26 protein-coding genes are annotated in these 26,593 nt (G+C 51.6%); 11 read left to right on the forward strand and 15 right to left on the reverse strand.

What is annotated here, in order from left to right; genetic code table 11:
• Window positions 1-421 precede the first annotated feature (421 nt).
• Complete coding sequence (locus INT20_RS12805) at window positions 422-601, reverse strand: hypothetical protein (protein ID WP_193057021.1); 180 nt, start codon at window positions 599-601, stop codon at window positions 422-424.
• A gap of 255 nt (window positions 602-856) precedes the next feature.
• Window positions 857-1,285 (reverse strand): REP-associated tyrosine transposase, encoded by a 429-nt coding sequence (locus INT20_RS12810; RefSeq protein WP_193057022.1) that lies wholly within the window; start codon window positions 1,283-1,285, stop codon window positions 857-859.
• Between the two features lie 445 nt (window positions 1,286-1,730).
• Between INT20_RS12810 and INT20_RS12815 the strand changes: the two genes are divergently transcribed.
• The gene (locus INT20_RS12815) at window positions 1,731-2,063 is read left to right on the forward strand and encodes an IS110 family transposase (protein WP_193057023.1); all 333 of its coding nucleotides are present in this window, start codon (window positions 1,731-1,733) and stop codon (window positions 2,061-2,063) included.
• A 24-nt stretch (window positions 2,064-2,087) separates the two neighbouring features.
• Window positions 2,088-2,738 (forward strand): IS110 family RNA-guided transposase, encoded by a 651-nt coding sequence (locus INT20_RS12820; RefSeq protein ID WP_193057067.1) that lies wholly within the window; start codon window positions 2,088-2,090, stop codon window positions 2,736-2,738.
• A 388-nt stretch (window positions 2,739-3,126) separates the two neighbouring features.
• Here the strand turns inward: INT20_RS12820 and INT20_RS12825 are convergent, their stop codons facing one another.
• Together INT20_RS12825 and INT20_RS12830 are read right to left on the reverse strand one after the other, a co-directional pair.
• Entirely contained in the window at window positions 3,127-5,706 is a 2,580-nt protein-coding gene (locus tag INT20_RS12825; RefSeq protein ID WP_193057024.1) for an ABC transporter permease, read from the reverse strand.
• Window positions 5,703-6,539, reverse strand: coding sequence for an ABC transporter ATP-binding protein (locus INT20_RS12830; RefSeq protein WP_407647903.1), 837 nt, complete (start codon window positions 6,537-6,539; stop codon window positions 5,703-5,705). The genes INT20_RS12825 and INT20_RS12830 overlap by 4 nt, the downstream gene beginning before the upstream one ends.
• Here INT20_RS12830 and INT20_RS12835 point away from each other — a divergent pair.
• The gene (locus INT20_RS12835; RefSeq protein ID WP_193057025.1) at window positions 6,538-7,209 is read left to right on the forward strand and encodes an arylesterase; all 672 of its coding nucleotides are present in this window, start codon (window positions 6,538-6,540) and stop codon (window positions 7,207-7,209) included. The two genes, INT20_RS12830 and INT20_RS12835, sit on opposite strands and share 2 nt — an antisense overlap.
• A gap of 140 nt (window positions 7,210-7,349) precedes the next feature.
• Here INT20_RS12835 and INT20_RS12840 read toward each other — a convergent pair whose 3' ends face one another.
• Complete coding sequence (locus INT20_RS12840; RefSeq protein WP_193057026.1) at window positions 7,350-8,237, reverse strand: DMT family transporter; 888 nt, start codon at window positions 8,235-8,237, stop codon at window positions 7,350-7,352.
• The gene (locus INT20_RS12845) at window positions 8,234-8,503 is read right to left on the reverse strand and encodes a SelT/SelW/SelH family protein (RefSeq protein ID WP_328515367.1); all 270 of its coding nucleotides are present in this window, start codon (window positions 8,501-8,503) and stop codon (window positions 8,234-8,236) included. Before INT20_RS12845 ends, INT20_RS12840 begins: the two co-directional genes overlap by 4 nt.
• An 82-nt stretch (window positions 8,504-8,585) precedes the next feature.
• Between INT20_RS12845 and INT20_RS12850 the strand changes: the two genes are divergently transcribed.
• Both INT20_RS12850 and INT20_RS12855 read left to right on the forward strand, forming a co-directional pair.
• On the forward strand, window positions 8,586-9,899 hold the full coding sequence (locus INT20_RS12850; protein ID WP_193057027.1) for an MFS transporter: 1,314 nt from the start codon (window positions 8,586-8,588) through the stop codon (window positions 9,897-9,899).
• Between the two features lie 291 nt (window positions 9,900-10,190).
• Window positions 10,191-10,397: a PA3496 family putative envelope integrity protein gene (locus INT20_RS12855; RefSeq protein ID WP_172116110.1), complete on the forward strand. Its 207-nt coding sequence runs from the start codon at window positions 10,191-10,193 to the stop codon at window positions 10,395-10,397.
• Between the two features lie 530 nt (window positions 10,398-10,927).
• On the opposite strand, the gene INT20_RS12860 is transcribed toward INT20_RS12855, so the two are convergent.
• Entirely contained in the window at window positions 10,928-12,307 is a 1,380-nt protein-coding gene (locus INT20_RS12860) for a DEAD/DEAH box helicase (RefSeq protein WP_193057028.1), read from the reverse strand.
• A complete protein-coding gene (locus INT20_RS12865) occupies window positions 12,304-12,915 on the reverse strand; it encodes a hypothetical protein (RefSeq protein ID WP_193057029.1) in 612 nt (203 codons plus the stop codon). Before INT20_RS12865 ends, INT20_RS12860 begins: the two co-directional genes overlap by 4 nt.
• 97 nt (window positions 12,916-13,012) lie before the next feature.
• Between INT20_RS12865 and INT20_RS12870 the strand changes: the two genes are divergently transcribed.
• Window positions 13,013-13,285 (forward strand): helix-turn-helix domain-containing protein, encoded by a 273-nt coding sequence (locus INT20_RS12870; protein ID WP_193057030.1) that lies wholly within the window; start codon window positions 13,013-13,015, stop codon window positions 13,283-13,285.
• A gap of 878 nt (window positions 13,286-14,163) precedes the next feature.
• Here the strand turns inward: INT20_RS12870 and INT20_RS12875 are convergent.
• The 7 genes from INT20_RS12875 to INT20_RS12905 all read right to left on the reverse strand — a co-directional run bounded on the left by INT20_RS12875 (window position 14,164) and on the right by INT20_RS12905 (window position 19,068).
• Entirely contained in the window at window positions 14,164-15,039 is an 876-nt protein-coding gene (locus tag INT20_RS12875; protein ID WP_193057031.1) for a hypothetical protein, read from the reverse strand.
• Window positions 15,040-15,131: 92 nt separating this feature from the next.
• Window positions 15,132-15,497, reverse strand: a complete 366-nt coding sequence (locus tag INT20_RS12880) for an MliC family protein (protein WP_226912170.1) — start codon at window positions 15,495-15,497, stop codon at window positions 15,132-15,134.
• A gap of 114 nt (window positions 15,498-15,611) precedes the next feature.
• Window positions 15,612-16,100 (reverse strand): hypothetical protein, encoded by a 489-nt coding sequence (locus INT20_RS12885; protein ID WP_138435700.1) that lies wholly within the window; start codon window positions 16,098-16,100, stop codon window positions 15,612-15,614.
• Between the two features lie 200 nt (window positions 16,101-16,300).
• Entirely contained in the window at window positions 16,301-16,939 is a 639-nt protein-coding gene (locus INT20_RS12890; RefSeq protein ID WP_193057033.1) for a hypothetical protein, read from the reverse strand.
• Between the two features lie 106 nt (window positions 16,940-17,045).
• Complete coding sequence (locus INT20_RS12895; protein WP_193057034.1) at window positions 17,046-18,326, reverse strand: Y-family DNA polymerase; 1,281 nt, start codon at window positions 18,324-18,326, stop codon at window positions 17,046-17,048.
• Window positions 18,323-18,772, reverse strand: a complete 450-nt coding sequence (locus INT20_RS12900; protein WP_193057035.1) for a LexA family protein — start codon at window positions 18,770-18,772, stop codon at window positions 18,323-18,325. The genes INT20_RS12895 and INT20_RS12900 overlap by 4 nt, the downstream gene beginning before the upstream one ends.
• 74 nt (window positions 18,773-18,846) lie before the next feature.
• Window positions 18,847-19,068: a hypothetical protein gene (locus tag INT20_RS12905; protein ID WP_193057036.1), complete on the reverse strand. Its 222-nt coding sequence runs from the start codon at window positions 19,066-19,068 to the stop codon at window positions 18,847-18,849.
• 112 nt (window positions 19,069-19,180) lie between these two features.
• Between INT20_RS12905 and INT20_RS12910 the strand changes: the two genes are divergently transcribed.
• Genes INT20_RS12910 through INT20_RS12930 form a run of 5 tightly spaced genes read left to right on the forward strand, consistent with a single transcriptional unit; the run spans window position 19,181 to window position 26,581 of the window.
• Window positions 19,181-19,801, forward strand: coding sequence for a restriction endonuclease subunit S (locus INT20_RS12910; protein ID WP_193057037.1), 621 nt, complete (start codon window positions 19,181-19,183; stop codon window positions 19,799-19,801).
• 1 nt (window position 19,802) lies between these two features.
• Complete coding sequence (locus INT20_RS12915) at window positions 19,803-21,320, forward strand: type I restriction-modification system subunit M (RefSeq protein WP_193057038.1); 1,518 nt, start codon at window positions 19,803-19,805, stop codon at window positions 21,318-21,320.
• On the forward strand, window positions 21,310-22,536 hold the full coding sequence (locus INT20_RS12920; protein ID WP_193057039.1) for a restriction endonuclease subunit S: 1,227 nt from the start codon (window positions 21,310-21,312) through the stop codon (window positions 22,534-22,536). Before INT20_RS12915 ends, INT20_RS12920 begins: the two co-directional genes overlap by 11 nt.
• Complete coding sequence (locus INT20_RS12925; RefSeq protein WP_193057040.1) at window positions 22,533-25,811, forward strand: type I restriction endonuclease subunit R; 3,279 nt, start codon at window positions 22,533-22,535, stop codon at window positions 25,809-25,811. Before INT20_RS12920 ends, INT20_RS12925 begins: the two co-directional genes overlap by 4 nt.
• Window positions 25,811-26,581, forward strand: a complete 771-nt coding sequence (locus INT20_RS12930; RefSeq protein ID WP_193057041.1) for a M48 family metallopeptidase — start codon at window positions 25,811-25,813, stop codon at window positions 26,579-26,581. The genes INT20_RS12925 and INT20_RS12930 overlap by 1 nt, the downstream gene beginning before the upstream one ends.
• Window positions 26,582-26,593: the final 12 nt, after the last annotated feature.

Consider the following 26,593-nt stretch of genomic DNA (forward strand, 5'->3'; position numbering starts at 1 on the left):
CGGACTAGGGACGCTCTCGCGCCCCTCGCTATCCATCCTCGCACTAGAAGTACGAGGTTTTTCGCGATGTTCGATAAAAATATAGAAACGTTAAGTATTCGCTAATGGATCGGAAACACTGCTTAGCAGTTGCCGCGTCAGGCACTGTATGAATGCCGCTCATGACGAGCGTCTTGGTAGGAATGAAGCCCTGCATCATTCAACTCCCACAGGCTGCAGGAGGCTATGACCAGCGCTTGGATAAAGCCGTGTTCTCTTAAGCTTTCAGAGCGTGAGCTTCCTTAAGAGCGTTTTAGCGTTAGAATCGCATAGCTCAATGGATCTTTCGGTTGGTGGCAGGACCGGCTATGTAAAAGCCAAACGCGTCTCAGCTATACCTCTTTTTCAACAAGCATTACGCGCTTGATAGGAATGATAATGGCTAGCGCATTTGGCTATTTGCATCTCGGTCTACAGCTTGCAGCCTAATCAGTAAATGACCGTCGTTTGGATAACTCACAACGGCTTCATATTGATCAGGTTTCTGTCCGATCTCCGCATGAAACCGCTCCATCACATCGACAAGCTCACGGATGAGTGCTTCTTTTTCTGGTATTGGCATCACATCCTCCCCAGCAAACGCTTGACGAACACCCGAAGGCATTGCTAGAAATTTTCTTTCGTTGTTAATTATAATTTAATGAAATTAACTTTAATCTTAAAAAAAGCTGTCAAAACCGCTTTATTTCCCATGATGGCAAACCTATCAAAATTTGCCCGGCCCAAGAGGTTTCAGCCAGCGATGGGGGTGAAGCTATCCCCATAACCTTCGATCAATAAACCAAGCTTCCAAGGTGGGTAAATTTACGACATCTGATCAAAGCCATACCGCATTCCAGTAGCTATATTGATTAACATCCCGCACTAAATTTGCCCTTAGCGGATTGCCTACGATGTATCTGGTTACCTCTTTTAATGATTCTTCTTGTCGAATCATTCGATCATGAAAACCTCGCTGCCAGATTCTCCTCCCCACTCCCAACGAGACATAGCTTTTGTAGCGTCGAACGGCTTCTGGAAGGCTGCCATTAAGCTGAATAAGCCAGTGAATGTGATCTGGCATGACGACAAACGAAAGTGTCGATGCAAGCTCCTGGACACGAGGATGATAAAAACACCTGGAGGCGCAGCAGGCCGCCTCAAACTGCGTGAAGACAGGATGGCGATTTTGTGTGGCAATCGTAATTAGATAATAGGCATTTTCTAGCGAATACCCTCCCTGCCTAAGCCGATGACTTTTTTGCATACCATGCCCGCCACTCATTTTAATTAGCTTCTAGCATTATGAATTGAAGTCGCTTATAAAATAAAGTTGTAAATGCAGGCTTTAAAATAAAATCTGAGTATTCAACTTCAGCCAGCGATGGGGTCGAGCCAACCCCGGGAGGCCTTCGGCCAGTGGAACTGGGCTCCCACAATGTTTAACCAAGCCCTGGGATTTGATGGACTGATTCCCACCGGTTTTGAGGCTTGATAAACGGGCTTCCACAGGGATGACAAAGCATTGAGAGTTGAGGAGCCAATGAACATTGTAGGAGCAGGCTTCAGCCAGCGAATGGGGTTGAGCCAACCCCGAAGGCCTGATAAACATTGTGGGAAATGGGATGGACCCGTCCCTCTGTGCCAGGATGAAGAAGCACTTCATCTCATGTGTGCAGAACACTGACGGCATCGTGAAAGAGGGTCCATCCATGAATAACATTAGCATTGTGGGTATCGATCTTGCCAAGCATGTTTTTCAGCTACATGCCATTGATGACAAGGGACACAAGGTGTTCAGCAAAAAGGTGACGCGTGATCAGCTTCGCCCCCTGCTGGCTCAACTGCCTTCGTGTATCGTCGCCATGGAGGCCTGTGGTTCTGCGCACTATTGGGCGCGCGAAATCAAACAACTGGGCCACGACACCCGCTTGTTGCCTCCTCAGGCCGTCAAGCCGTTTATTCAAGGTCACAAGAACGATGCACGGGATGCGGCGGGTATTGCAGAAGCGGCCGCACGGCCCGCTACCCCCGTGTGGCGGTGAAGACGCAGGAGCAGCAGACATTGCATCCGTAGCCGTCTCATTCGTGCGCGGACAGCGGTCGGCAATGAGCTACGTGGATTGCTCCATGAGAGGGGGATCATTGTGCCCCAGGGCCATCGCGTGATGCGCCAGGGGGATATACATCGATTGCTGGACGAGCGTCGAGAGCAGCTGGGTGCCGCCTTCAGCGAGGTGCTTGCTGACCTGGTGAACGAGTGGCAGTCACTGGATAGCCGCATCGCTGGCCATGACAAGCGGCTAAAGGCCTGTGTAAAAGCGGATACGCGCATGCAACAGTTGATGAGTGTGCCCGGCATTGGTCCTGTGAACGCGACGTTGCTGGTGAGTCATATGGGCGACCCCCATCGCTTCCCAAATGGGCGCCAGTTTAGCGCCTCTATCGGCCTCGTACCGCGGCAACATTCCAGTGGTGGTAAAGACATTCTGAAAAGTATTACCAAACGAGGTAACAGCGAAGTGCGTCGTCAGTTGGTACATGGCGCACGAGCCGCCTTGAGGCAATTTCAGCGCCAGGACCCTTCCGACCGCCTGGCGCAATGGATTATCCACCTGGCGGCGCGAGTAGGGCAACGCAAGGCCATTATTGCCCTGGCAAACAAAATGGCGCGTATCTGTTGGTCAGTACTCGCTTATCAGCGCGCCTATCAAGCATAGTTCCGATCAAGCATGGTTCCGAGTAGACGTATCGGTGGATGACGCCAGGCCAGGCAGTTATATGATGATATGAAATTATTCCCGAGGTTGCGTGAGTAAGCTACCCGATGGCACACAGGTAAGACCGACTCTCTGCCGCTCTGAAAAGCCTGATGGCCCATTATGAGGCCGCGTGGGAGATCAAGAGCAGAGAGTGCGCATTCCATCAGGGCCAGATAGCCGCATGCTATCACCAAGGGCCGGATATAAGCGTGCAGTCCTCCTCCTTGTCCATCCGTGCCTTACTTGCACAACGGGACGGGTCCATATAAGCAGGCTTCAGCCAGCGATGGGGTTGACTCAACCCCAGGAGGCCTTAAGCCTCCTGGGCTTTTCCTACAAGATTACGTCATGCCTCACCTAAAAGCCCCAGGCTCGCCGCAGGCGCTTGGCGGCGTAGCCCGCGCGATAGCGCATGGCCGATAAAACCAATCAGCAGCGCGCCGCCAAGGGGTAGCGCTAGCCATAGCGTAAGGTGAAAGCGCGGCGGTAGCTCTAGCCAGTAGAGATAGAGTGCGGCGGTCGCGACTTCGGCCAGTACAGCGCCCATTAAACCGCTGGTAAAACCCAACAGGGCATACTCAGCCCCTTGGACGCGGGAAATCATTCGCTGACCTGCTCCAAAGACACGCAGTAGGCCACTTTCATGGGCGCGTACCGGCTGGCTTGCGGTCAAGGCAGCATAGAGCACGCTGACACCCGCCAACAACACCAGTACCAGTACAAGCTCGATGGCACGCGTTACCTGAGTTAGCACATCACGTACCTGGCCTAAAATGGCATCAACGTTTATTAACGATACACCGGGGAAGTCGCTCACCAGTTGGCGAATTAGGCCTTGCTCCTCGTCAGGCAGATGAAACGCAGTGATATAGCTATGTCCAAACGACTCCAACACGCCCGGCGGGAAAATCAAAAAGAAGTTGGGCTTAAAAGTGTCCCAATTGAGGCTGCGCACGCTGGTGATACGCGTCATCAGCTCATCACCGCCCACAGAGAAGGTGAGCGTATCGTTGAGTGATAGTCCCAGCCGGTCCGCCAGGCCTTCTTCAATGGAAACAGGCACGGTATCGGCAGATACTGCATCAACCGCGCCTAGCCAGCCTTGTGGTTTATCAACAGGTAGCTCATCAGCGGGTGCTTCGTTGGAGAACCACTCTCCCGCCACTATCTGGTTATCTTCAGGCAGCTCGGCCTGCCAGGTCAGGTTTAGCTCGCGGCGCAGTGCGCCATCGCCTCTGGCATCCTCTGGCACAGCGTTCATTGGGGGCTGCTGATTAATAGCGGTAATACGCCCACGCACCATGGGATACAGCGTGCTTTGGATATCAACACGGGGCGCCACGGCTTGCTCAAAGGGGTCACGCTCATCAGGCTGGATATTAATGGCGAAGTAGTTGGGCATGTCATCGGGCAACTGGGCCTGCCAGGTTGAAAGCAGGTCACCACGCACCAGTACGATCATCGCCATGGCAAAGAACGTGACAGAGAATGCCAGCAGTTGGCCCACGCCTGCTTGGCGGCGACGCGCTAGTTGGCGCCCGCCCAGGCGCAATGCCTGCATCCACTCGCTTGTGCCCGTTAGTTTTTTTATGCCGTGAAGAATGCCATTGAGTAGCAGCGCGCTGATGCCCCAAAGCGCACTGAGCATGATGCTTCCCCCCAATAGCAGGGCGACCGCCAAAGGCGCACTACCGGAATAGAGCCATAGCAGGCCGCCAAATACGATAGCGGCAACACCGGCTACCCACCAGGCGGCAGGAGGCAAAGGGTCCAACTCTCGACGCAGCACTTTCAGCGCACTTACCTGTTTAATGCGTAATAGCGTTGGCCCGGCAAACCCTACAAGCACCGCCATCGCTGTTAATACGCCCAGCCATAGCGGCATAATGCCCGGCGGCGGTAGCGTAATAGGTAAAAAGCTGGCCAAAAGATGCAGCAACAGCGCCTGTCCCGCTACGCCGAGCAGTGCGCCAAGCAAGGACGCCGCCAACGCCAGCCCGATCAGCTGTAGGCTAAACAGCATGACAAGCTGTTGCTGGCTAGCGCCAAAGCAGCGGAGCAACGCTGCCGTGTCCAGATGGCGTTCAACATAGCGCTTTGCTGACATGGCGACCGCGACCCCGGCCAACAGTACAGCGGCAAGCCCTGCCAATCCCAAGTAGCTGTCTGCGCGTTGCAGTGCGTTACCTAATTGCGGCCGGTCCACTCGAACATCACGCACCTCGACCCCTTGCTGGCGCAACTCGGTGAGTAATCCTTGCACGTTGTCGATGGCTTGAGGAGGCCCGGCCGCCAATAATTCGAACTCGACACGCGAGCCTTCCTGAACAAGACCGGTTGCTTCCAGGTCCGCCGTATTGAGCATCAAGCGGGGGTTAAAATTACTAAAGCCAGCGGATTGATCCGCTTCCCGTTCGATAATGCCGCTGATGGTTAACTCGGTTCGCCCTACCTGTACACGGTCGCCAAGCTCTACCTCAATCAGCTGCGCCAAGCGCGGGTCTGCCCATGCCTGTCCCGCTGGTGGCCCCGAGGCTATCTGTTCGGTCCCCTCCCCTAAATCAACACGCGATACACCATAGTGCGGGTACACGTCATCCACGGCTTTGAGGCTAGCTGGTTGAAAACGGTCCCCTAAGCTGATCATGGAGACCAGTCCGACCTGGTCGCTTAGCGTAAAGCCAGCCTCTTCCAGCGTCGTGCGTAGCGCTTCTGAAAAAGGAGTGCGCTGCTCCAATACGATATCCCCTCCCAGCATTTGCCCAGCCTGACGCTCAAGGCCGCGTTCCAACCGGTCGAGAAAAAAAGCGATCATAGTGGAGGCGGCAACCGCCAGCACGAGGGCGACAAAGAGCGCACGAACATCCGCCGAGCGTAAGTCACGCCTTAAGCTTCTGGCGGCCAGCCGCCATGGCATATCGCTCATTGCCCCTCTCCTGCCACGCTGGATTCAGCAGGTACATCAGCAGGTACAAAGGGGATTAGTTGCCCTTGGGTTAATTGCAGGCATCGATCACAGCGGCGTGCCAAAGCGTGGTCGTGGGTGACCAGGATAAGCGTTGTTCCAACCTCATGATTCAAGGTAAACAGCAGGTCGATCACCTGAGCGCCGGTATCAGGGTCGAGGTTGCCGGTCGGCTCATCCGCAAACACCAGTTCAGGATCGGTGACAAACGCCCGGGCAATCGCCACTCGCTGCTGCTCGCCGCCCGAAAGCTGCTTGGGTAGATGGTCTACGCGTTCACCCAATCCCACTTTAGCAAGCCATGTTTGGGCAATATGGTCTTCTCCGGCGCGCGGTGAAAGCTCCAAAGGCAGTAACACATTCTCTAGCGCGCTTAAGGTGGGTAGTAGCTGAAAGTTCTGGAACACAAAGCCCACGCGCCCAGCTCTTAACGCCGCACGGCCATCCTCATCCAAACGACTAAGCGCCTTACCAAACAGCGTGAGTTCGCCATCGCTGGGGGTATCCAACCCGGCGAGCAGGCCCAACAGGGTTGATTTTCCAGCCCCGCTTTTACCTAAAATGGCGACGCTTTCCCCAGCTGCTACGCTTAACGACAGTTGATCCAGAATAGTTAGCGTGCGTTCGCCACTGGTCACTTTCTTCGATAGCATTTCTGCATGCAGCACAGGCCGACTCAACGGGGCATGGGGAACCTTGCCCTGTGCAGTGGCGTCGGTGATAGAGTGGCTGTCTGCTTGTGGCGATGCATCAGCGTTGGACGAGTATGCAGCTTTATCTGAGGAGTAAGGCATGAAGCGAGGCATCCCTGTGGCATGGCAAAAACGTAACGGTATGGTAACTGGCTACCTAGTGGTTCTGATAGTCACCTTAAGCGCTCCTGCGATCAACGCAAGCGAGCCCCCTACCGTACTCATTATGGGCGATAGCTTGAGTGCTGCTTATGGTATCGAACATGAGCAAGGCTGGGTCACCCTGCTGGAAGAGCGCTTGGACGACCAGGCAACGGTGGTAAACGCCAGTATTAGCGGCGAAACCACCTCAGGGGGATTACAGCGGTTTAGCGCCATTTTGGAGAAACAGCAGCCTGATATCGTGCTATTGGAGCTGGGTGGCAACGATGGTTTGCGTGGCCTTGCGCCCAATCAGATGCGTTCTAACCTGGCAAGTATGATTGAGCAAAGCCAGGAGGTTGATGCTCAGGTGCTGCTGTTAGGTATCGATATTCCCCCCAACTATGGCCAGGCCTACCGGGATGCCTTTACCGGCGTTTACTACTCCCTGGCCGAAGAGTATGACGTGCCGCTGTTGCCGTTTTTATTAGAGGGTGTGGCACTTAACGAACAGCTTATGCAGGAGGATGGCATCCACCCCACGGCCGAGGCACAGCCTATGATTCTGGATAACGTGTGGCCTGAGCTTGAACCGCTTTTGGCCGGTGGTTATCAGGCATCGGCCAACTGATCACAAATGGTCTTCGCCGCCCAAGGTTGAGGCAAGGAAAGCTACGCTGGCCACAGAGGCTCCGACACATAGAGCGGCTTGATGGCGCATCATGCTTTTCCTGTACCCAACCCATGCGCAGCGGGCGATAAAAATGGGACTTATTGCTCGACAGCAACAGGCTTCACCTGAAGCTGCTGAAGTGCCAACCCAAATAAAATCAGCCCCAATCCAATAAACGTAGAGAAAAGCAGAGGCTCATCAACCACTAAATAAAGCAGCATCAGCGAAACCGGAGGCGAAAGAAAAATCAGGGTCGAGACTTTCGCTGTGCGTGAAACCTTATGAACGGCCATTTGCCACAGGACAAACGCGATCCCCATTTCGAACAGCCCAACATAGACCCCGGCACCAAAACCTTTCCAGCCATGCCATTGAAGCCCAGGCCCCATAAGCAATAAAACGGTTAACACCGGTAGTCCAACGGTAAAGTTCTGCCACTGCCCGACGATAGGTTTTCGACGATCACGTGCATTAAACAACCAGTAAAGCGCCCATAACAGAGTCGATGAAAGCGCGAACAGCACGCCAACAGGGTCCGCAAACGACACATTGAGTACTGCGCCCCGTGTCGCAATTACCCATACGCCCGCATAAGCCACCACACCTGCCAAAATATCCACCCGGGTTAACCGCTGCCCCAGTATGGGAACCGCCAGGAATGCCATCGCTAGCGCCCATGTATAATTAAGCGCCATCGCTTCCTGGCCAGGCAGGCGATCATAAGCAGCAAACAGCACCAGGTAGTAAGCCACGGGATTCATGATCCCCGCCCATAAGGCGGTTTTCCATCCGCTAGTTAACGCCTGCCTCATAGCACCTTGTTTAAGCACCAGAGCGCCCATTAAAAGCCAGGAAACCAACGCCGCCAGCCACATTAATTCAACCGGCCCCATCAAACCCAGGCCAACTTTAAAAGCAGTCGCCACCGTTGACCACAGCGCCACAGCACCTAGCCCGTAAAGAATAGCCTGACGATCCTGGTTCATCGGTCGATATGCCCCAGGTCACGGTGCGGTTCGATCTGGTCGCGAACACGCTGTTTCAGCACTTTGCTGTCCGGAAAGCCACTATCACGCTTGCGTTCCCAAATTAAGGTGTCATCACACCAAATTTCAAAGGTACCGCCATGCGCAGGTGCAATGGCCACCTCATCTAAATCCTCCCCGAAAGTGGAGAGTAGCTCCTGAGCGTACCAGGCACTGCGTAAAAGCCATTGGCATTGCGTGCAATAGCGAATCTGGATCCGTGACACTTTCGGTCTCCTTACCCATATAATGGTGGCATTCTGTCGCTGCATTTTGTCATTCCAGGAGTATAACCGCCAAGGAGCTGTAATGGCTGGACCCAATATTTCTCAAGCGCGTGTTTTTGAGTGGCTAACGGGCGATGAGGACAGTCGACTCTGTGCTGATATTCCGGAGCAGGCCTGCGCCGAACAACCGCGTAATTTTTTTCTGCACTTATGGGCCTCCCTGGGGAATAAGCTTGCAGACGAGCTATCCAGCGCACGCTTGGTGCTTCCCTGGCTAATGGGGGTTATCGGCGCACCCATCTGGATGGTGGGGCTGTTGGTGCCTATTCGTGAGTCTGGTGCCCTGTTACCCCAGATATTCGTGGCGGGCTTTATTCGTCTAAAACCCAAGCGTAAAGGCGTTTGGGTTTTAGGTGCGCTGTTCCAGGCACTTGCCGCATTTGCACTTGCTGTCTTGGCACTTGTGGGGAGCGGAAGCCTGGGTGGCGCTGCGGTGTTAGCTGTACTTGTGCTGCTTTCCTTGGCACGCGGGCTTTCATCAATTGCCAGCAAAGATGTCATGGGCAAAACTATTGCCAAACGCCGCCGAGGCGCCCTGATGGGGTGGAGCGGTAGCATAGCGGGCGGCGCAACCCTGGCGGCGGGTGGCGTGCTGATGTTGCTGGGTAATCAACCAGGCAACCTCGCCCTGGCGGTACTTTTAAGCGTTGCCGCCTTCAGTTGGCTACTAAACGCGCTCTGTGTCGCACGTATTAAAGAAGTACCAGGTGCAGTGGAAGGCGGAGAGAGCGCTTGGGACAGCATCAAGCTTGGCTTATCGCTCTTAAAAAAGGATCGCACGTTTCTACATTTCAATGTTGCCAGAGCATTGCTGCTCCCCAGCGCACTGGCATTACCCTACATTGCGCTACTCGGCCAGCAGCAAAGCGGCTCTGATTTGGGTGGGCTTGGTCTGCTTGTCGTGGTATCAGGTCTTGCAGCAATGGTGGCAAGCCCTGTCTGGGGTAAATTAGCCGACCAATCCAGCCGCCGTGTAATGCGTAATGCGGCTATTGGCACCGTTACTTGCTGTTTACTAGGCGCTGGCTTGGCCTGGCTACCCGGTGCCTGGACTCAGAGTGTTTGGCCATATGCCTTGGTGTATGCGTTGCTGGTGATCGTCCATCACGGTGTCCGCCTGGGGCGCAAAACCTATATTGTAGATATGGCGAGTCAGGATGACAGGGCTCTGTATGTTGCTCTTTCCAATACCTTAACTGGCCTGCTCATGCTCGTCGTCGGCGGCGTTATTGGCGGGCTGGCCCAATGGCTAGGTAGTGCGGCGTTGCTGTTGCTTTTGGCACTTACGGCGGCTGGGGCGGTGCTTAGCGCGCTGAAACTGCCCGAGGTGGAATAACAGACATGATTGCAATGCAACGCTCTCCACAACACCCGTTTTTGATGAAACAGACCAGCTGATGTATTTCATCGGCGTACAAAAAGATGTTCCTGAGCGCGTGGAAGCACAACTGGCTTTAGCTGAAGCTGAATGACAACGCAGTGATAACACCGCCCATAAAGCACAGGACTCATTAATTAACGCCAACACTTGACCTTCAGCCCATGTAGCGCTATATAGCGGCTAGGCGCTTCTTTCAAACGAAGCCATCGTGACGCCGGCCTGCCGGCCTGGGTTGGAGGGCATACCATGAGCCGTGACCCCTTAAATCGTGAGAACTACTCAGCAGAAAACCTTGAAGCTGACGAATTCGATAATCTTGATGCCGTAAACGATGATCAATACGGCAAGCATAAGCCAAGCAAAACCGACTCGTTACGTGCCCGCCGACAGGTGGAAGCGTGGCTTGAGGAGCGTCGTTTACAGCGTGCCATTGAAGATGATTGGGATGCGTAAATAGCTGCTTTAAGTGGGCAGCGAGCCAGTTGCCCTCTTCGTCACCATCCAACACATCACAAAACCCACGCTTTCTTTTTATAGCCATTGGATGTTGCCCGGTGGCCGCCTCTGGCCTTTCCAAGCACAGAGCACTATCATCTGAGGCTACTCAGCACGTTGCTGTCTCATTCATCAACCTAACGGATTTCCATGGCGCAATCCTGCTGTCTATCCCATTAATTTTTCGTTAACTTTGATGAGCAGGCTGGCGGACGCTACACCAAGGAGCCTAGGAGCGCTTGCGCAAAAAATTCCTGCTCAATATCTATAGAAAACCGGCATTTTAGTTAAGTCTTCCGTTTTTGAGACGAAAATTGGCCCCAAAACTTAACTTTTTAGTCACTCCGTAAATTGCCGGTGCAGCGATGACGCCGATATATTCAAGGGCATTTTTACACGCATGGGATGAGAGTCACTTCCGCTTGTTTGAGGCAGCTTTGTCCATGCTCATTGCATTAGGTGGGGCTGGTATATGAGGGTTGGTGTGGCTATATCAGCGACAAGAGATACTGACGATAGTATTGAGAAAAGCTGAGCGTTAGCAGGGAGGTCTCGGCTATTTCAAGCTCCTTCTTGCCGGTAGGCTCTGGTGTGGAAAGCGGGTTATCTTTATTTTGCGTCATACCATCGGTATCACCATTGGCTTGCTCATCGTATGATTGTGTCACGCGGTCATTTAGCTTTTTTTCCTGTAGCGCCGACAAATCTTCCGGAAGATCATTGGCAATTCTTTGTGAGTATTTTCTTAGGGTAGGCTCAGCAATTACATAGAGCCATGCTTCTGTGTCTTCCGCCCCCATTCGTCTTAAGATACGCCCAAGAACCTGCCTGTAGTGGAGCTCGGTTCGGATGCGACTGAGGTAGCAGCAAACAGATAGACGCTGAATGTCTGTTCCTTCGGAAATCATACTGACCGCGACAATCCAGCAAGTGTTGTCATGCCTAAACCGGTCAATTAGCTGCTGGGCTTTTGGCATTTGGCTGGTGACTACGACATAGCTTTGATGCCTGGCATGCAGTATTTCAGCAATTTGGTGCGCATGCTCAATATCGGTAGATACGACTAGGCCACCTGCTCGGGGGGTAAACTGCCTGACTGAGTTGAGCTGATGAATACCAATATCCAAGACAGCATTGAGGATGTCGTCATGCCTTAATAGGTCCTCGTAGCTAACGGGTGACTCACTCAGCAACTGAGAGAAGCATGAAAATCCTCGAACAGACTCAGTGTTCTCTTTTTCTTCAACGAGCCTAATCAAAGGGTTATCAATTAGCGTAATCCGTGGAGCTCTGCACACGCCGTCGTTGACAGCACTTTGCAGGTCATATCGATAGTCACAGATCAGTCGACCTTCCGGATTAGAGTACCGTGCCAACGCGATGGGAAGCTCATCAGAGCGCCACGGCGTTCCAGATAAGCCAAGCGTATATGTAGCTTGATCTTGTATATGCTGAATAATCTGCTGACCCCATTTGTTACTGAGGAGAGGGTCGTGGCCAGCGCAGTGATGAATTTCGTCGAAGATAGCCAATGTTCTGAATTTTCTAAAAATACTCCAAAATTCATCCGATTGGTACTCCATTGCCTGGTAGGTGTAAGCTGCTCCTACGGAAGCAATCACGTTACCAAAGCGCTGTTGTAAGACAGCAGAAAAAGTGCGCTGCATACCTGCAACAACTTCACGAGTAGGTGCAAAGCAGATAACAAAGTCGATGAGCTGCTCTTCAAGTAACCACTTGGCTAATTCAGCAGCAAAACGTGTTTTCCCGCTCGCAGGGGTTGCCTGAGCGAAAAAATCACGGTGGCTCAGGTAGTGCGCCTTGGCTTGCTGTAAACAGTCCGTTTGCCACCTTCGTAGCCCTGTCATGAGCTGCCCAGTCGGTTTAATGCTTTCTCTAAAGCACTCACATGCCCCAAAAGTCGCGAGCTTCGCTCATGAGCGCTACGAAAATCAATTAACAGACTACTTTCAAGCTCAGGATGGTCAGTCATAAGTTGTTGAAATGTTTCTACTTCTCCTAACGATTCAAAAAATCGACTTTGCGCCTCGTTTAGTTTTTTTTCTAAAACCTTGTGACTATCGGCAGGCACCTTTTCTTCTCGTTTGCTCCTTTCGCTAGGTGACTGGCTTGTGTCATTGATAACCGGCTCATCAAGTAATTGAGGATGTGTACGTTGGAGCCACGCGGGAAAGTCATCGTCATCAGTACCAAGGTCAGTTTCCATCAAGATAGAGTTCACATGGAACTGCTGGCCGCGCTTCCGTCTTTCGCTATCCCTCCTAACAAATTGAGCCTTCACTAACTTTTTTACACGCTCGTATATAAAGCGACGTAGCGGGGCTTTAAGCGCCGGGTTCACGTCATATTGCTCGATATACTGATCCCGAAGGCCTTGAACACAGAACGTTGTATTTTCCGGTTTCAGTAAGAGCTCAATGATTGGCCTATCTATGCTCGGGAGGTTACGGGACATGGGTATGGGCATCAAAGGAATTAAAATACGGATTATAAGCCGTGGCTTGATAGGCCGCAACGCTCGATAGTCCTGCCTCATGACCAATGAGGCAGGTATGGACGAACTGGCAGTTGCTATCGGAAAAACCATCAGAGAGAAGCGCGAAGCGAATGGCTTCTCTCAGGATCGCTTTGCATTGGTGGCAGGTATTGATCGTAGCTACATGGGGAAAATAGAGCGTGGTGAGGTCAGCATCAGCATAGATAAGCTTTACAGGATTGCAGATGCGTTACAGTGCGAACCAGTAACTCTGCTTCCTAAGATGTCTTCCATCCGCCTGCAGGCGTCTCGAAAAGGGAATAAAGACAGGCTGAATGGAGGCCGTTAGCCATTTTAGCTTTCAGAGGCGGCTTGAAGGCTATATTTTCCGAAACGTTTGATCTTTGGTCGAAAACATCTTCTCTTGGTGACTTCTGTTTCCGGCCAGGAGCAGCCAACATAATCATAACCAAGAGCCAGGCGCACAAGAGGCGGCTTGATCAGTATCCCTCCGAAACCACACAGCTTGGAGAATATGGTAGATTTATAGATATCCGTATAGACCATCCAAAGGTGGCCGGCTTGGAAATCGTAATCTAAACCTTACGGCCTCAAAGTTAACCATCATTGTTTCGGAAATTTGCATCTTACGAAACAAGTTATAATTCGGATTCTGAGCATTGAAGGAAGTCTACATATGCTATCTTTATCACCTGATGCTTTGGCTATACTTCTCCCGCTCGGCATCCTTTTCACCGCTCTACTCATATTCGGTACTGGCTTTGCGTGGGCACGCTACCGCGATCGCCAGAACGAAAGGCAAGAACAAGAAAAGTTGATTCAAGCTATATTGGACCAGATTGAACCTTGGGCAGGCTCTCGAGCCTCCGCCTGGGCATGGTATCAAACACACACTATTTCAGCCCTCGGTGGACAAACAGCCCAGCAACTAGTCGCTAAGGGTAGAGCTTACGAGGTACTCGCTTTCCTAGACCATATTCGCCAAGGTGGATATGACTAGTCCAGACTATTATTTTTTTTCGCTTTATGAGGGTTAAGGACATCAAACTACATAAGTAAGCGACTACGATATCCAAAATCCACGTTGAGATTCAGGCAGCACCCGGCCAAGAGCGGTCTTTTAGGTGTCACTGATGTAGCCCTTTAACACCGCGCTTTGCGGCAATTTTGGAGCGCAGCGGAAAATTGTCCGACAACAGCGCCTTGTTATATTTCATTTTTCAAACTTATATAATTCTCAATTTTCTGGAAAAGAGATGCCGGTATCCACGATATATTAAAAGTGACTTTATCTCCCTCCTTTTCTGACGCAGAAAAAAGGCAGTAGTCATCTTCAAAATATTTTTCGCTTTGGGAGATAATTTTAGCTATTCGAGCTCTTGATTCTATAGTTTTCGAAAAATTTGTTTCATCATTAAAACTTATATAGATACGCAATATAGATGTAACAAATTCTTCAATAATAGCCAATGCGTTAAACTTAGTATCCTGAGCTTCTAGCTCAGGCTTAACTTTTGCACCCCAGCCATCATACCCTGAAAGTAACGCGTCCCTGTCAAACTCTAAAGTTAATTCGGCATAAGGAGCGTCACCCTCGAGAACTTTGGTCTTTGAGTAACTTAATGGCGGCATGCCACAATGCTGAACATAATTTCTAAGCTTGTACATAAATTTGTAAGAGAATTTATTATCAAACTCATCTGCTGCCAGCCTTTTGAAAAGAGTAATCTCTTCTGAATCCTTTCCGTACTCTCTTTTGATAAATGTTTCCATATGGTCAAGACAGGTTCTTGCCGACATCATGAGATTTAAGAGATTTATGTTGACCTCATGACCAAAGGAATCTAGGTCGTAGCGACCTATTGTCTCAGAGCTTTCAGAAAACCCTAGAATGGAGTTTTCAATTACAGCTTTAAGGCAGTCGAAATTATAAAGCACATATTCAACTAGTTTGAAGTGCCTATTGAAATCAAATATCTCTTTGTTGCAATCTCTGATTTCTTGAATTTCATATTCCTGAAGTGGCCGAATTCCTTTTATGCTATCTCCCTCGACTCTAGCTAGTTCTATAGGTGATGGCACAAAACCTCCTTGAAATATAACGCTTGCAGCATGCGCGTCCACGGAATGGAGCCGAAGGCGCAATGTAGTGGGCGTCGCCGTGCCTGCACTTGTTATGCTGCATCAGCGATCTGCTCACAATGTTCGACTGCTTCGCCCGGGGTGCCATCTTCCAAGTGACGAAACAATGTGCCCGATGCGCGTTGTCCGCTGCCTTTTGTCCACCACTCCAACTTCTCACCAACATAACGCGCACCGCTTCCCGATACCGCGATTTTCATTTCTAAGACACGATTGTCGTATTCCACGACGGCTGTACTGTCCGTGGGATATGAAGCCTTGATCGTTTTCCCGCTTTTGCATTGGTATGTAAAAGAGGAGCTTGAATTGCTGGATTGCTCAGTGGGTCGGGTATCATCGGTCAATGATTGCGCGCACGCGGACAGGAAAAGAATGAAAACAATAGATAAATAACGCATGGTATCTCGAACCTCCTTGAATTGCGGCATAACGCATAGCTAAGCGGCGGCTGAAAGCCGTCCGGTGGACGGCCGACAGGCCGGGAACGAACTTAAGCGACTTGTTAAAAGGCATCAGGCCCGCCCCCTAAGTTTCTGGAATAGGTTCAGCCAAAAAGACGAGTTGGTCACAAGCCATAACCCAACGGCAAGCTGAAACGCCAGCCCCACCGTCCAAAGCAAACTGGAAACTGAGATGTCTGCTGTATTTGGGATAAACCCCAGGGAACGCGGTAGGTAAACGATTGCATCAACAACGAAGTACAAGCCAGCCAGTTGAAAAAGCGCCTTTTGAGAATCATTACTTAAGGAACTTTCTGAATCCGTCTGGGCGCGTGAAAGAACGGATTTCGCCGCTTTGTTGATTAAAAATACGGCAACAATACCGATGAGAAGGAAAGATCCAATAAGGCCGATGTAAGCGACTAGCGGCATCTCTTTCTGCTGATACTGCTCGATGCTCGAGTAAGCCAGAAAAAGACTCGGCAAATTTAAGACAACCTCAATCAGCAGCCAGATCGAAATAACCCTTAGCGCGATTGCTGTGACTTGCTGTGAATTCATGCTTTACCTTTTAACAGAGTATTAGACGGCGCGTTCTATGATTGAATGAACGTGCTGGCACTTTTTCCTGGCAAATGCAGCCTGCCAGATTCTCCTAAGTCAATGATCCTTATGGTAATTAATTTAAATTAGGCTGTATAATCAAAATTCGCGCGCTTGCTGCATTTTCTGGAATGTCCGCTCAGGGTCGATATCAGCCATTAGCCCACTCCTATACCCATCTGTGACAAAAGCTCATAAACCCGCTTTGGATCTTCCTCGATAGAAAGGTTGGGGGTTTTACCGTCAAGCTGGGAGTGTGCTGTCTTCATCCATCGCCTTGCTTGTACCTCGCCCATCACCTGAACCGCCACTTCCCAAATCTCTTCTCTACTGGGCGAGTCGATGATTTCTCTACCGACGTCACGCATGTGCTGCCATGCTTGTATATCGTCAGGTTCCGGGGCGTTCGGATCACATTGATCTAGCAAGATGTTGAGTCGAGCTGGTCTAACGGTAGAAGCGTCTAGCGAATCATTTGATTCTTGCGAGAGCTTATCGAGTAGCCATGCGTACACTGCCTCGCAGACTTGATCGTTTTCTTTCGGTGAAATGACCGCTGAGCTATTGCCACTGTGTCGGATGAAAAAATGCTCCGGAATATGGACTGCTCGGCCATCACGGAGGTAAGCCACAATCTCACCGCTCATATCGGGCAGGTAAGCATCATCGCTTTGTAGGCACTCCAGTGCTTGCCGAAACGTCTCTAACGGCTGAGGAAAGCGATCACGTAGGTCAAAAGCACGATAAGCGAATACACGCTCCAAGAGTTTATCTTTCGATGTCTGGGCTGATGGCATCCTGCTCTCCAGATACAGTACATGCTGCAATTTTCTAAACCACCTTAGCACCTCAATACTTGGCTTGCTCATCATTCTGAGCTTTTTTCATTAGAAGCGCTCTCGCTTAAAGCTTGACGTTAACCAGCTCATCCCAACGGGTCGTGTATCGAGGCGTGCGGTGCTCTGAACGCAACGCCCAGGCATTACCTGCACGCGGCAAGCCAAGCTGAATTGTGCCTCGCCCTAATTCTCGATTGAGTCGATCCACTGTCGCCATCAATCGTTCGCTTCGTTTTGCCTCGGTTTCTGTTTGAGGTGTTTCCGTTAGTGTCAGTTGCCGGTTAGCTTTGGGAGAGAGATCTAATAGCATTACGCCCGCTTTGTGATAGGCGTAACCCTTACGCCATAGCTTCCGCAGCCCTTGAATAGCCGCGTGAATCAGGTCGCGGCTATCGTCCGTAGGTCGTTCAAGAGATATCACTGCGCGGTTACTGTATTGAGGCAAGTCGGAACGAAAGGGATTTGTGCGCATGAATACCATCACCGCACTGGTGACGCCGTGCTGTTTGCGTAACTTTTCACCCGCTCTGGCAGCGTGTTGGCGCAGCGCTTCTCGAAGATCGTAAGGGTTGTTAGTGATGCGCCCAAAAGAACGAGACACCATGATTTGCTCTTTGGGTTGGTTCATATCGTCCAGTTGGATGGAGGGCTGCCCTCGTAGCTCCCAGACAATGCGTTCTTGCACCACACTTAAATGCCTTCGGATCTGCTTGGGATCTGCTTCTCGAAGCTGCCAAGCCGTTTCTATCCCCATTATCCGCAATCGCTCACCCGTGCGGCGTGCGATTCCCCACAGCTCGGTGACCGGCAGTTGCTTGAGCAGAGCGTGAGTGGCAGGGCTATCAGCCGTCAGCAGGCAAACACCTTGATAACGGTAGCCAGGATGCTTCTTTGCGGCATGGTTCGCTAACTTAGCCAGCACGCGGGTGGGCGCAAAGCCAACCGACACAGGTATCCCCGTCCACTGCCGCACCGTCTCACGTAAGCGTTGCCCATAAGCTTCTAAGCCCGCAGGTTCAAAGCCATGAAACCCCACAAAGCTTTCGTCGATGGAGTACACCTCCACATCCGGCGAAAACTCTGTAAGAACCTCGGTGACACGTCGGCTCATGTCGCCGTAGAGCGCATAATTACTCGATAAAAGAATAGCTTGGCGACGGATAAACGGTGCTAGCAAATGCTTGGCTGTGCCCAACTCAACACCCAGGGCTTTTAGCTCATTAGAACGGGCAACAACGCAGCCATCATTGTTTGAGAGTACGCCAACCGGGCGGCCCTCAAGTGCTGGGTTAAACACACGCTCGCAGCTGACGTAGAAGTTATTGCAATCGATCAGGGCGATCATAGCGGCGTAGCGCCCGGCAAGCTGTGCAGTACGTGGGTCACGACACCCCAGACATGCGATTCGCACCCTTCCAGAGGAATAGGCTTGTAGGCGGGGTTACTGGCTTTTAGGTAGGCGCGCTGTCCGACACGCTCTAACCGCTTCACAGTGAGCTCACCGTCTACCGCGATCACAATCACGCGACCGGGCAACGGCTCCAGGCTGCGATCCACTACGAGAAGGTCACCGTGATGGATACCATCGCCCAGCATGGAGTCACCCTCGACGCGCACAAAGAAAGTCGATGCAGGGCGCTTTACCACATGGCGGTGAAGATCAATGTCTGCATCCAAGTGATCATCAGCCGGGCTTGGGAAACCAGCTCGCACAGCACTAGCGAACATAGGCAACGGCTGCGGTACTGGGCATAAGGCGGCGGTGCCCATGAAAGATGCGGTTGTCGTCATAAGGCGAATCTCTATTGCTGTATATATAACCAGTATAGAGAAACGCGAAATCTGTACAAGCCCCGGTACGTGCTTTACCGCTGGCTTTCGGGGTCTTCTCCCAGCTCCTTTAAGCTAGGGGTAGCAAGCTCATCTGCGTGTGCGGTATCGGGCGTCAGTCCTTCAAGCAGTAGAACTTCCCATTCGTCATTTCCCACAGGATCAAAGGGTTGCTTATATTTGCTTACGGAACCATTCAGCTTGTTCAGCTGCTTATTCTTTTGGGCTCCCTCTGATTTTTGATGCTCGTCGGACATTACGACTTCACGACTTCCTGAAGCGCAAGAATTTCTTTTTTAATTGCATCTTGCTCCATGATGCAATAATGGCTAGAGTTGAGTCATCCAAATCGCCACATTGGCTCTGCACATGAATCAGCAGCTCAAAAGAAGATGTTTGCTACAGAATATTGCTGCCATTCAGCCTGGCTACCCATTTCGCGGAAAGCTAGAGCTGGACAGAAACGGCGATGCTTTTGTTGTGCAGTACCGCCACCTCGTCGTGGGTGAACCCCTGCATGATAAACAAGGTGAAACGCTGGACCGGGTAACCCTGCCTGGGCGAAAGCGGCCGGAATATCTCTTCCCTGGCGACATTCTGTTCATGGCCAAAGGCACACGGAATGATGCGGCAGTAGTTACGGATCTACCACACAATACCGTCTGCACGCCTAATTTCTATCACATCCGGCTAACTCAGGGCGCGTTCAACTTGATGCCTGAGTTTTTGGCATGGCAGATCAATCATTCAGACGCGCAGCGTTATTTCGCTATGTGCTCTCAGGGTTCAGTGGCCCCCAGCATCACTAAATCTCAGCTAGGCAGCCTGCCCATTGTGGTGCCATCCATTGAGCAACAGGAGCTCATGGTGAAGCTCGACAATGCCGCTATCCGTGAAAAAAAACTTTTGAATCAGTTAATCGGTAATCGTCAGCGCATGATTGAAGCCGCTGGCCACCAACTACTTAGCTCTGATACGACAGGGAACTGACATGAGTAACGATGCCATCAAGCAGGAGCAGATCAACAAAGCGGTCTGGAATGCCTGCGATACTTTCCGGGGCACAGTAGATCCAAGTATTTATAAGGACTATGTTCTGACCATGCTGTTCGTGAAGTACCTGTCAGATGTATGGCAGGATCACTACAGCAATTACGAGGCCGAGTATGGCGATGCCCCTGAGCTAATCGAAGAGCTAATGAAGAACGAGCGCTTCGTGCTACCTGGCGATGCAGGCTTCTACTCGCTCTACGATCAGCGACATGAGCCAGGCAACGGTGAGCGCATCGACAAGGCGCTTCACGCCATTGAAGAGGCCAACATCGTCAAGCTGGCCGATGTGTTCCAGGACATCAGCTTCAACTCCAACAAGCTGGGCGATGAAAAGCAGAAAAACGACATCCTGCGCCACATCCTGGAAGACTTTGCCCGCCCGGAGCTCAACCTGCGCCCAAGCCGTATTGGTAAGCTGGATGTGATCGGCAATGCTTACGAATACCTGATCAAAAACTTCGCGGCCACCTCCGGCAAAAAGGCCGGTGAGTTCTACACCCCGCCGGAAGTATCGGAGCTGATGGCAGAGATCGTTGAACCCAATCAAGGCGATGAAATCTGCGACCCGGCGTGCGGTTCTGCCTCCCTGTTGCTGAAATGTGCCAACCAGATCCGCAAAGGTGAGGAGGGCTCGAAGAACTTCGCCCTGTTCGGTCAAGAAGCCATCGGCAGTACCTGGGCACTAGCAAAGATGAACATGTTCCTGCATGGCGTCGACAACCATAAATTGGAATGGGGCGACACCATCCGCAATCCCAAGCTGCTGAATGAAAACGGGGGCCTGAAGCACTTCGACATCGTGGTGGCCAATCCACCGTTCTCGTTGGAGAAATGGGGTGTTGAGGGCGCCGAGAGTGACCCCTATGCTCGATTCCGCCGTGGCTTGCCGCCCAAGACCAAAGGTGATTACGCTTTCATTCTCCACATGATCGAGACGATGAAGCCAAAGACCGGCCGCATGGCGGTGGTCGTGCCCCACGGTGTTCTGTTCCGTGGATCTAGTGAAGGCAGAATTCGCCAAAAGCTGATCGAGGAAAACCTGTTAGATGCCGTCATCGGCCTCCCAGAAAAGCTGTTCTACGGCACGGGCATCCCGGCAGCGATTCTGGTGTTTCGTAAGGATAAAACCGATAGCAACGTATTGTTCATCGACGCCAGTCGTGAATTCAAGGCCGGCAAGAACCAGAACCAGCTCTCCGATGACAACATCGACAAGGTGGTCGACACCTATAAGCAACGCGATAACCTCGACAAGTACGCCTATCTGGCCACTCTGGAGGAGGTCCAGGAGAACGACTTCAACCTCAACATCCCCCGTTACGTGGACACTTTCGAGGAAGAGGAAGAGATCGACCTAATGGCAGTGCAGGCAGAGCGGAAAGATATCGAAGCGGAAATTGCGAAGCTAAACGAGCAGATGGGAAGGTATCTGAAGGAGTTGGGCTATGGAAGTTAATGGCCTGCCTATTGTGAAGCTTGGGGAGATTCTGCCTGCATCCTACAAAAACGGAATCTATAAAAACTCCGAGTCCTATGGGAGCGGCACTCCGATCTTGAGGATTACCGACTTCAACAATGATGGCAACCTTGTTAACCGCGGGCTTCGCAGGCTGGAGCTATCCCCTAAGGAAATTAAGGGTTATCAGCTCCAGCGAGACGACATTGTTGTAAATCGCGTCAATAGCTTAACTCACCTCGGCAAGGCGGTCCTCTGGAGGAACGAGCGTGGGGAAGAGGTAGTTTATGAATCTAATATGATGCGAATCGAGCCGAATCCGTCGGTAGTTTTACCGGAATTTCTGATTCGTGTTCTTCAATCGCATAACGCACGCTCGCACTTCCGCAAGGTCGCCAAGCGGGCTGTTGCCCAATGCTCGATAAGTCAACAAGATGTAAAGTCTTTGACGTTCCCACTCCCTCCACTCCCCGAACAGAAAAAGATCGCCCTGATCCTCACCACCTGGGATCAGGCCATCACAGCCACCGAGCGCCTGCTTGAGAACAGCCAGCAGCGGAAAAAGGGATTGATGCAGCAATTGCTGACCGGGAAAAAGCGCATGCCAGGATATGAGGAGGAATGGGAATCCAAGCATATTTCTCAAACAGGAAAAATCGTTTCAGGCGGAACCCCAGACACCAATGACGGCGATCTTTGGGGTGGCGATGTCCAGTGGCTCACACCTACAGACATAACAGCCCTCAAAACTCACTTCATCTACGATACGCCAAGAAAAATTACAGAGAAGGGGGTCACAGAAAGTTCCGCGACCTTAATGCCTTCAGGCTCTCTGTGCGTTTGCACCCGTGCGTCTGTTGGTTTGATGGCAATTTCTACGACCCCAATTACAACCAACCAAGGGTTTAAGTCTGTTATTCCCAACAACAAACATGATGTTGAATTTCTTTACTACCTATTCTCTTTCAATCGCCATGTGTTTATCCGCTATTCGAGCGGTTCAACATTCATGGAGCTATCAAAAAAAGACTTTGTGAAGATCATATTCAACTATCCTCCGGTGGCCGAGCAGAAAGCGATTGCTCGTATACTGGCTTCGGCAAATAACGAAATTGAGCAGCTTCAAAAGCGTATTAATCATCTAAAACAAGAAAAGAAAGCCCTGATGCAACAGCTCCTCACCGGCAAACGGCGAGTGCAAGTGGAGGCCGCATGAACTCCACACCTCAAGGGAACGAACAGCATGCCAGCCACATCCCCGCCCTGGCCACCCTGATCAACCTGGGCTGGACGTTTCTGCCCACAACCGAGTGTCAGGCGCTACGAGGCAGCCAGCGGGATGTGGTGATGAAGCCTGTTTTGGAGCGCATGTTACGTCAGCGCCGTTTCACGTTTAAGGGGGAGTCATACCCTCTGTCTGATAAGGCTATTGATCAGGTAATACGAGAGATCACTACGCCATCCATGGCCCAAGGCTTAATGGATGCCAATCAGTCCGTGTACGACATGTTGACGCTGGGCATTACCGTGACGGAGTTCGTGGGCGGCAAGAAAGCCCAGCCGACCATTCACTTGATCGACTGGGAGCACCTGGATAACAACGAATTCCATGTCACCGAAGAGATGGAAGTGCTCTCCACCCAGGGTACCCATACCCGCAGGCCAGATGTGGTGGCTTTCGTTAACGGTATTCCTTTAGCGGTGATAGAGGCCAAGCGGGCGGCCTCCGGCAGCCCCAACAAGAACATGGTGGAGGAAGGCATAAGCCAGAACCTCCGCAACCAGAAAAACGATGAAATACCTTATCTGTATGCGTTTGCTCAGTTGCTGCTCTCCATCAGCAGTAACGATGGCAGGTACGGTACGACCCACACCCCGGCCAAGTTCTGGTCGAAGTGGGAAGATGAAGAGTTCGATGATCAATATGTTCAGGGCATAAAGAACCAGGCCTTGTCTCCCCCTGTTAAGGACTCGCTGTTCCAGGGTAAACCGCCGAAAATCCAGGCTTACTTTGAACAGCTGTGGTCTAAACACGTCACACCGACCGAACAAGACCGGCTCCTCGTCGGCTTGCTGGATAGGCACCGGTTTCTGGAATTTCTCCGGCTGTTCATCCTTTTCGACCGCAAAGTAGGCAAGATTGCGGCGCGTTACCCCCAGGCGTTCGGCATCAAGGCACTCCTAGAGCGTATCTCCGGTTTTAAACCTAGTGGGGAGCGCCGAGGCGGCGTGCTGTGGCATACCACGGGATCAGGTAAGTCGTTTACCATGGTGTACCTATGTCGCGCACTGCTGCTCAGTGACGCGTTAAAGAATTGCCGGGTCATCGTCGTCACGGACCGGGTAGATCTTGAGAAACAGCTATCTAAAACTTTCCTAACTGGCGGTGCCTTTGGCAGTGATATCGCCGGTAAGAAAAGCGGTGACTCGCTGGCAAAAACACGTTCCGGCAAAGAGCTGGCCATTCGCATTGGCCACGGCAACGAGCGGATTATATTTACCATCATCAATAAATTCGCTTCAGCCGCTAAACAGCCCGAGTGCTACAACCCTTCTGAGAACATCATCGTGATTGTTGATGAGGGGCATCGCAGTCAGGGAGGAGAAAACCACCAGCGAATGCGGCAAGCTCTTCCCAAAGCCTCGTTCATTGCCTTCACCGGTACGCCACTGCTGAAAAATGAGCAAAGCGAAACCGCCGAGAAATTTGGTGCCATCATCCACGCCTACACCATGAAGCGAGCGGTGGAAGACGGCACCGTTACGCCATTGCTTTACGAAGAGCGCAAACCGCTACTCGATGTGAATCAGAAGGCGGTCGATACGTGGTTTGATAAGGTGACGGCCTCACTATCTGACGAACAGAAAGCTGATCTCAAGCGCAAGTATGCCAAGCAAGGCCAGATTTATACCGCGCAGGATCGCATCAAGCTCAACGCCTTTGATATTAGCGTGCATTTCAGCGAAAACTTTAAGAAGGCGGGGTTAGAGCTCAAGGGCCAATTGGCCACGGATAGCAAGCTTAGCGCGATCCGCTACAAGCAAGAACTCGACAGCCTAGGCATGGTGACCAGTGCCATCGTGATTTCGCCGCCGGATACCCGTGAAGGCCATACGGATGTTGATGAAACCAATCTGCCGTTAGTACAAGAATGGTGGAAAAACAACGTCACAGGCGACCCACAGGACTACGAGAAAGCCACGATAGAGGATTTCGGTACCGATGGGCCGCCAGACATACTGATCGTTGTCGATAAGCTCCTAACTGGCTTCGATGAGCCAAGAAACACGGTTCTCTATATCGACAAGCAGCTTAAAGGTCATAATCTGATCCAGGCCATCGCTCGCGTCAACCGGCTGCATCCTCAGAAGCGCTTCGGTTACCTGATCGATTATCGTGGCATCCTGAGAGAGCTGGATACCGCCATAAAGGATTACCAAAACTTTGAGGACCAAACTCAGGGTGGCTTTACCATCACGGATATTGAAGGCCTGTATGCCAACGTCGACACGGAGTACAAGAAGCTTCCGTCACTGCATGACCGGCTTTTGAGCTTCTTCAGTCATATTGATAACCGGCTAGATCCTGAGCCATATCGTCAAGTGTTCATGCCCAAATACGAGCAGGATGAAGATGGCGTGGAGATCGATATCCGTCAGGCGCTTCGGGATGACTTCTATGAAGCTGTCACCAACTTCGGGATGTGTCTAAAAACCGCCCTTTCTACGCAGAGCTTCTTTGATGACAAGGCGTTCAGCGAGGCTGATATACGCCAGTACAAATCGGATTTGAAGTGGTTTTCAGACCTGCGCAAGACCGTCCGGATGGATGCTCAGGAAACCGTCGATTATTCCGAGTACGAAGGTCAAATTCGAGATCTAATTGACCGGTACGTTACCGGGGTAGATGTTGCCCCCGGCGACGAACCTGTATTAATCGACCACGTAGAGGGCAATCCCGATAACTGGAGCGACGAGAAAACTAAAAACGAAACTGACAAGATCAAGACGCGTACCAAAAAAACCATCGAGGAGAAGCTAGGCGACGATCCCTACGCCAAGAAGGTGTTCTCCGCGCTGCTGAAAGAAGCCATCGAAAAAGCCGAGTCTATGTTCGACTACAAGGCTCAGTTCAAGCTGTTTAGCGACCTTGAGGACAAGGTCGAAGAGCGAGAGGTACCTGACCTACCGCTAGAAGCGTTCAGCGGTAACAAGCATGCTCAGGCTTACTACGGCACGTTTAAGCTGGTGTTGGGTGATGACTTCGCTGCGTTGGAAGAAGACAAAGGCGAACAATTGATCGAAGAAGCCTTTGAAATCGATAAAGTCGTCAATCGAGCGGTAGCAGAAAACTCACTGAACCCCGTCGATATCGAGCAGGATGTTCGCAAACACCTGCTACCACAGCTGTTTTCACTGGTGGGCTTGGATAAAGCCAAATCGATCCTGGATGAAGTGGTTCAGATTCTGCGTAACGGAGTGGCAAAGTGATGGCCGCTGTGGATTCAAAACAGGACGAAAAATCTCGGGTTCATCAGGCGCGCTACGGTAAGCGCGAATTCAGCTATCACCTGTGCTATCTACCCGAATATAAAAAAGCCACGGTACGAGTACATGTTCACCCTAATGGCATGGTGCAGGTGGATGCGCCGGAGACTGCAAAGTTGCCCGATATCAAAGCAGCGGTGCAGCGTCGTGCGAGATGGATACTCAAGCACCTGGATGACATTGAAGAGCGAAATCGTTACGTGCAGCCAAGAGCATGGGTAAGCGGCGAAAGCATGCTCTATCTAGGGCGCAGGTATGTACTCAAGGTGATAGATGACCCAAGCCAGCGGAAAGCCACTTGTAAGCTCATAGGCGGCCAGCTGCGGGTGCAAGGTAAAGAGCTGACCACTGAACGCACACAAAAGGCAGTACGCCAGTGGTACCGCGACAGAGCGGTAGACGTGTTTCAGCGCCGCCTGAATATGATGGTCGAGACGTTGCCATGGGCTAAAACAGTACCCGATTGGCGCATTATCGAAATGCAAACCCAATGGGGTAGCTGCTCACCCGAAGGGGCGGTGCTACTAAACCCGCACCTGATTAAAGCCAACACGCGAGCCATTGACTACGTACTTCTACACGAGCTGTGTCACTTGGTTGAACACAACCACAGCCCGCGCTTTTACGCACTGCTGGATAGGCACATGCCCGAGTGGCGATCGGTGAAGGAACGACTGGATGGGCAGGCAGAGCAGCTTTTAGGTGGGATGTGAGTTTTTACTGGC

It is taken from the genome of Halomonas citrativorans (assembly GCF_014898005.1).
GTDB lineage: Bacteria > Pseudomonadota > Gammaproteobacteria > Pseudomonadales > Halomonadaceae > Vreelandella > Vreelandella citrativorans.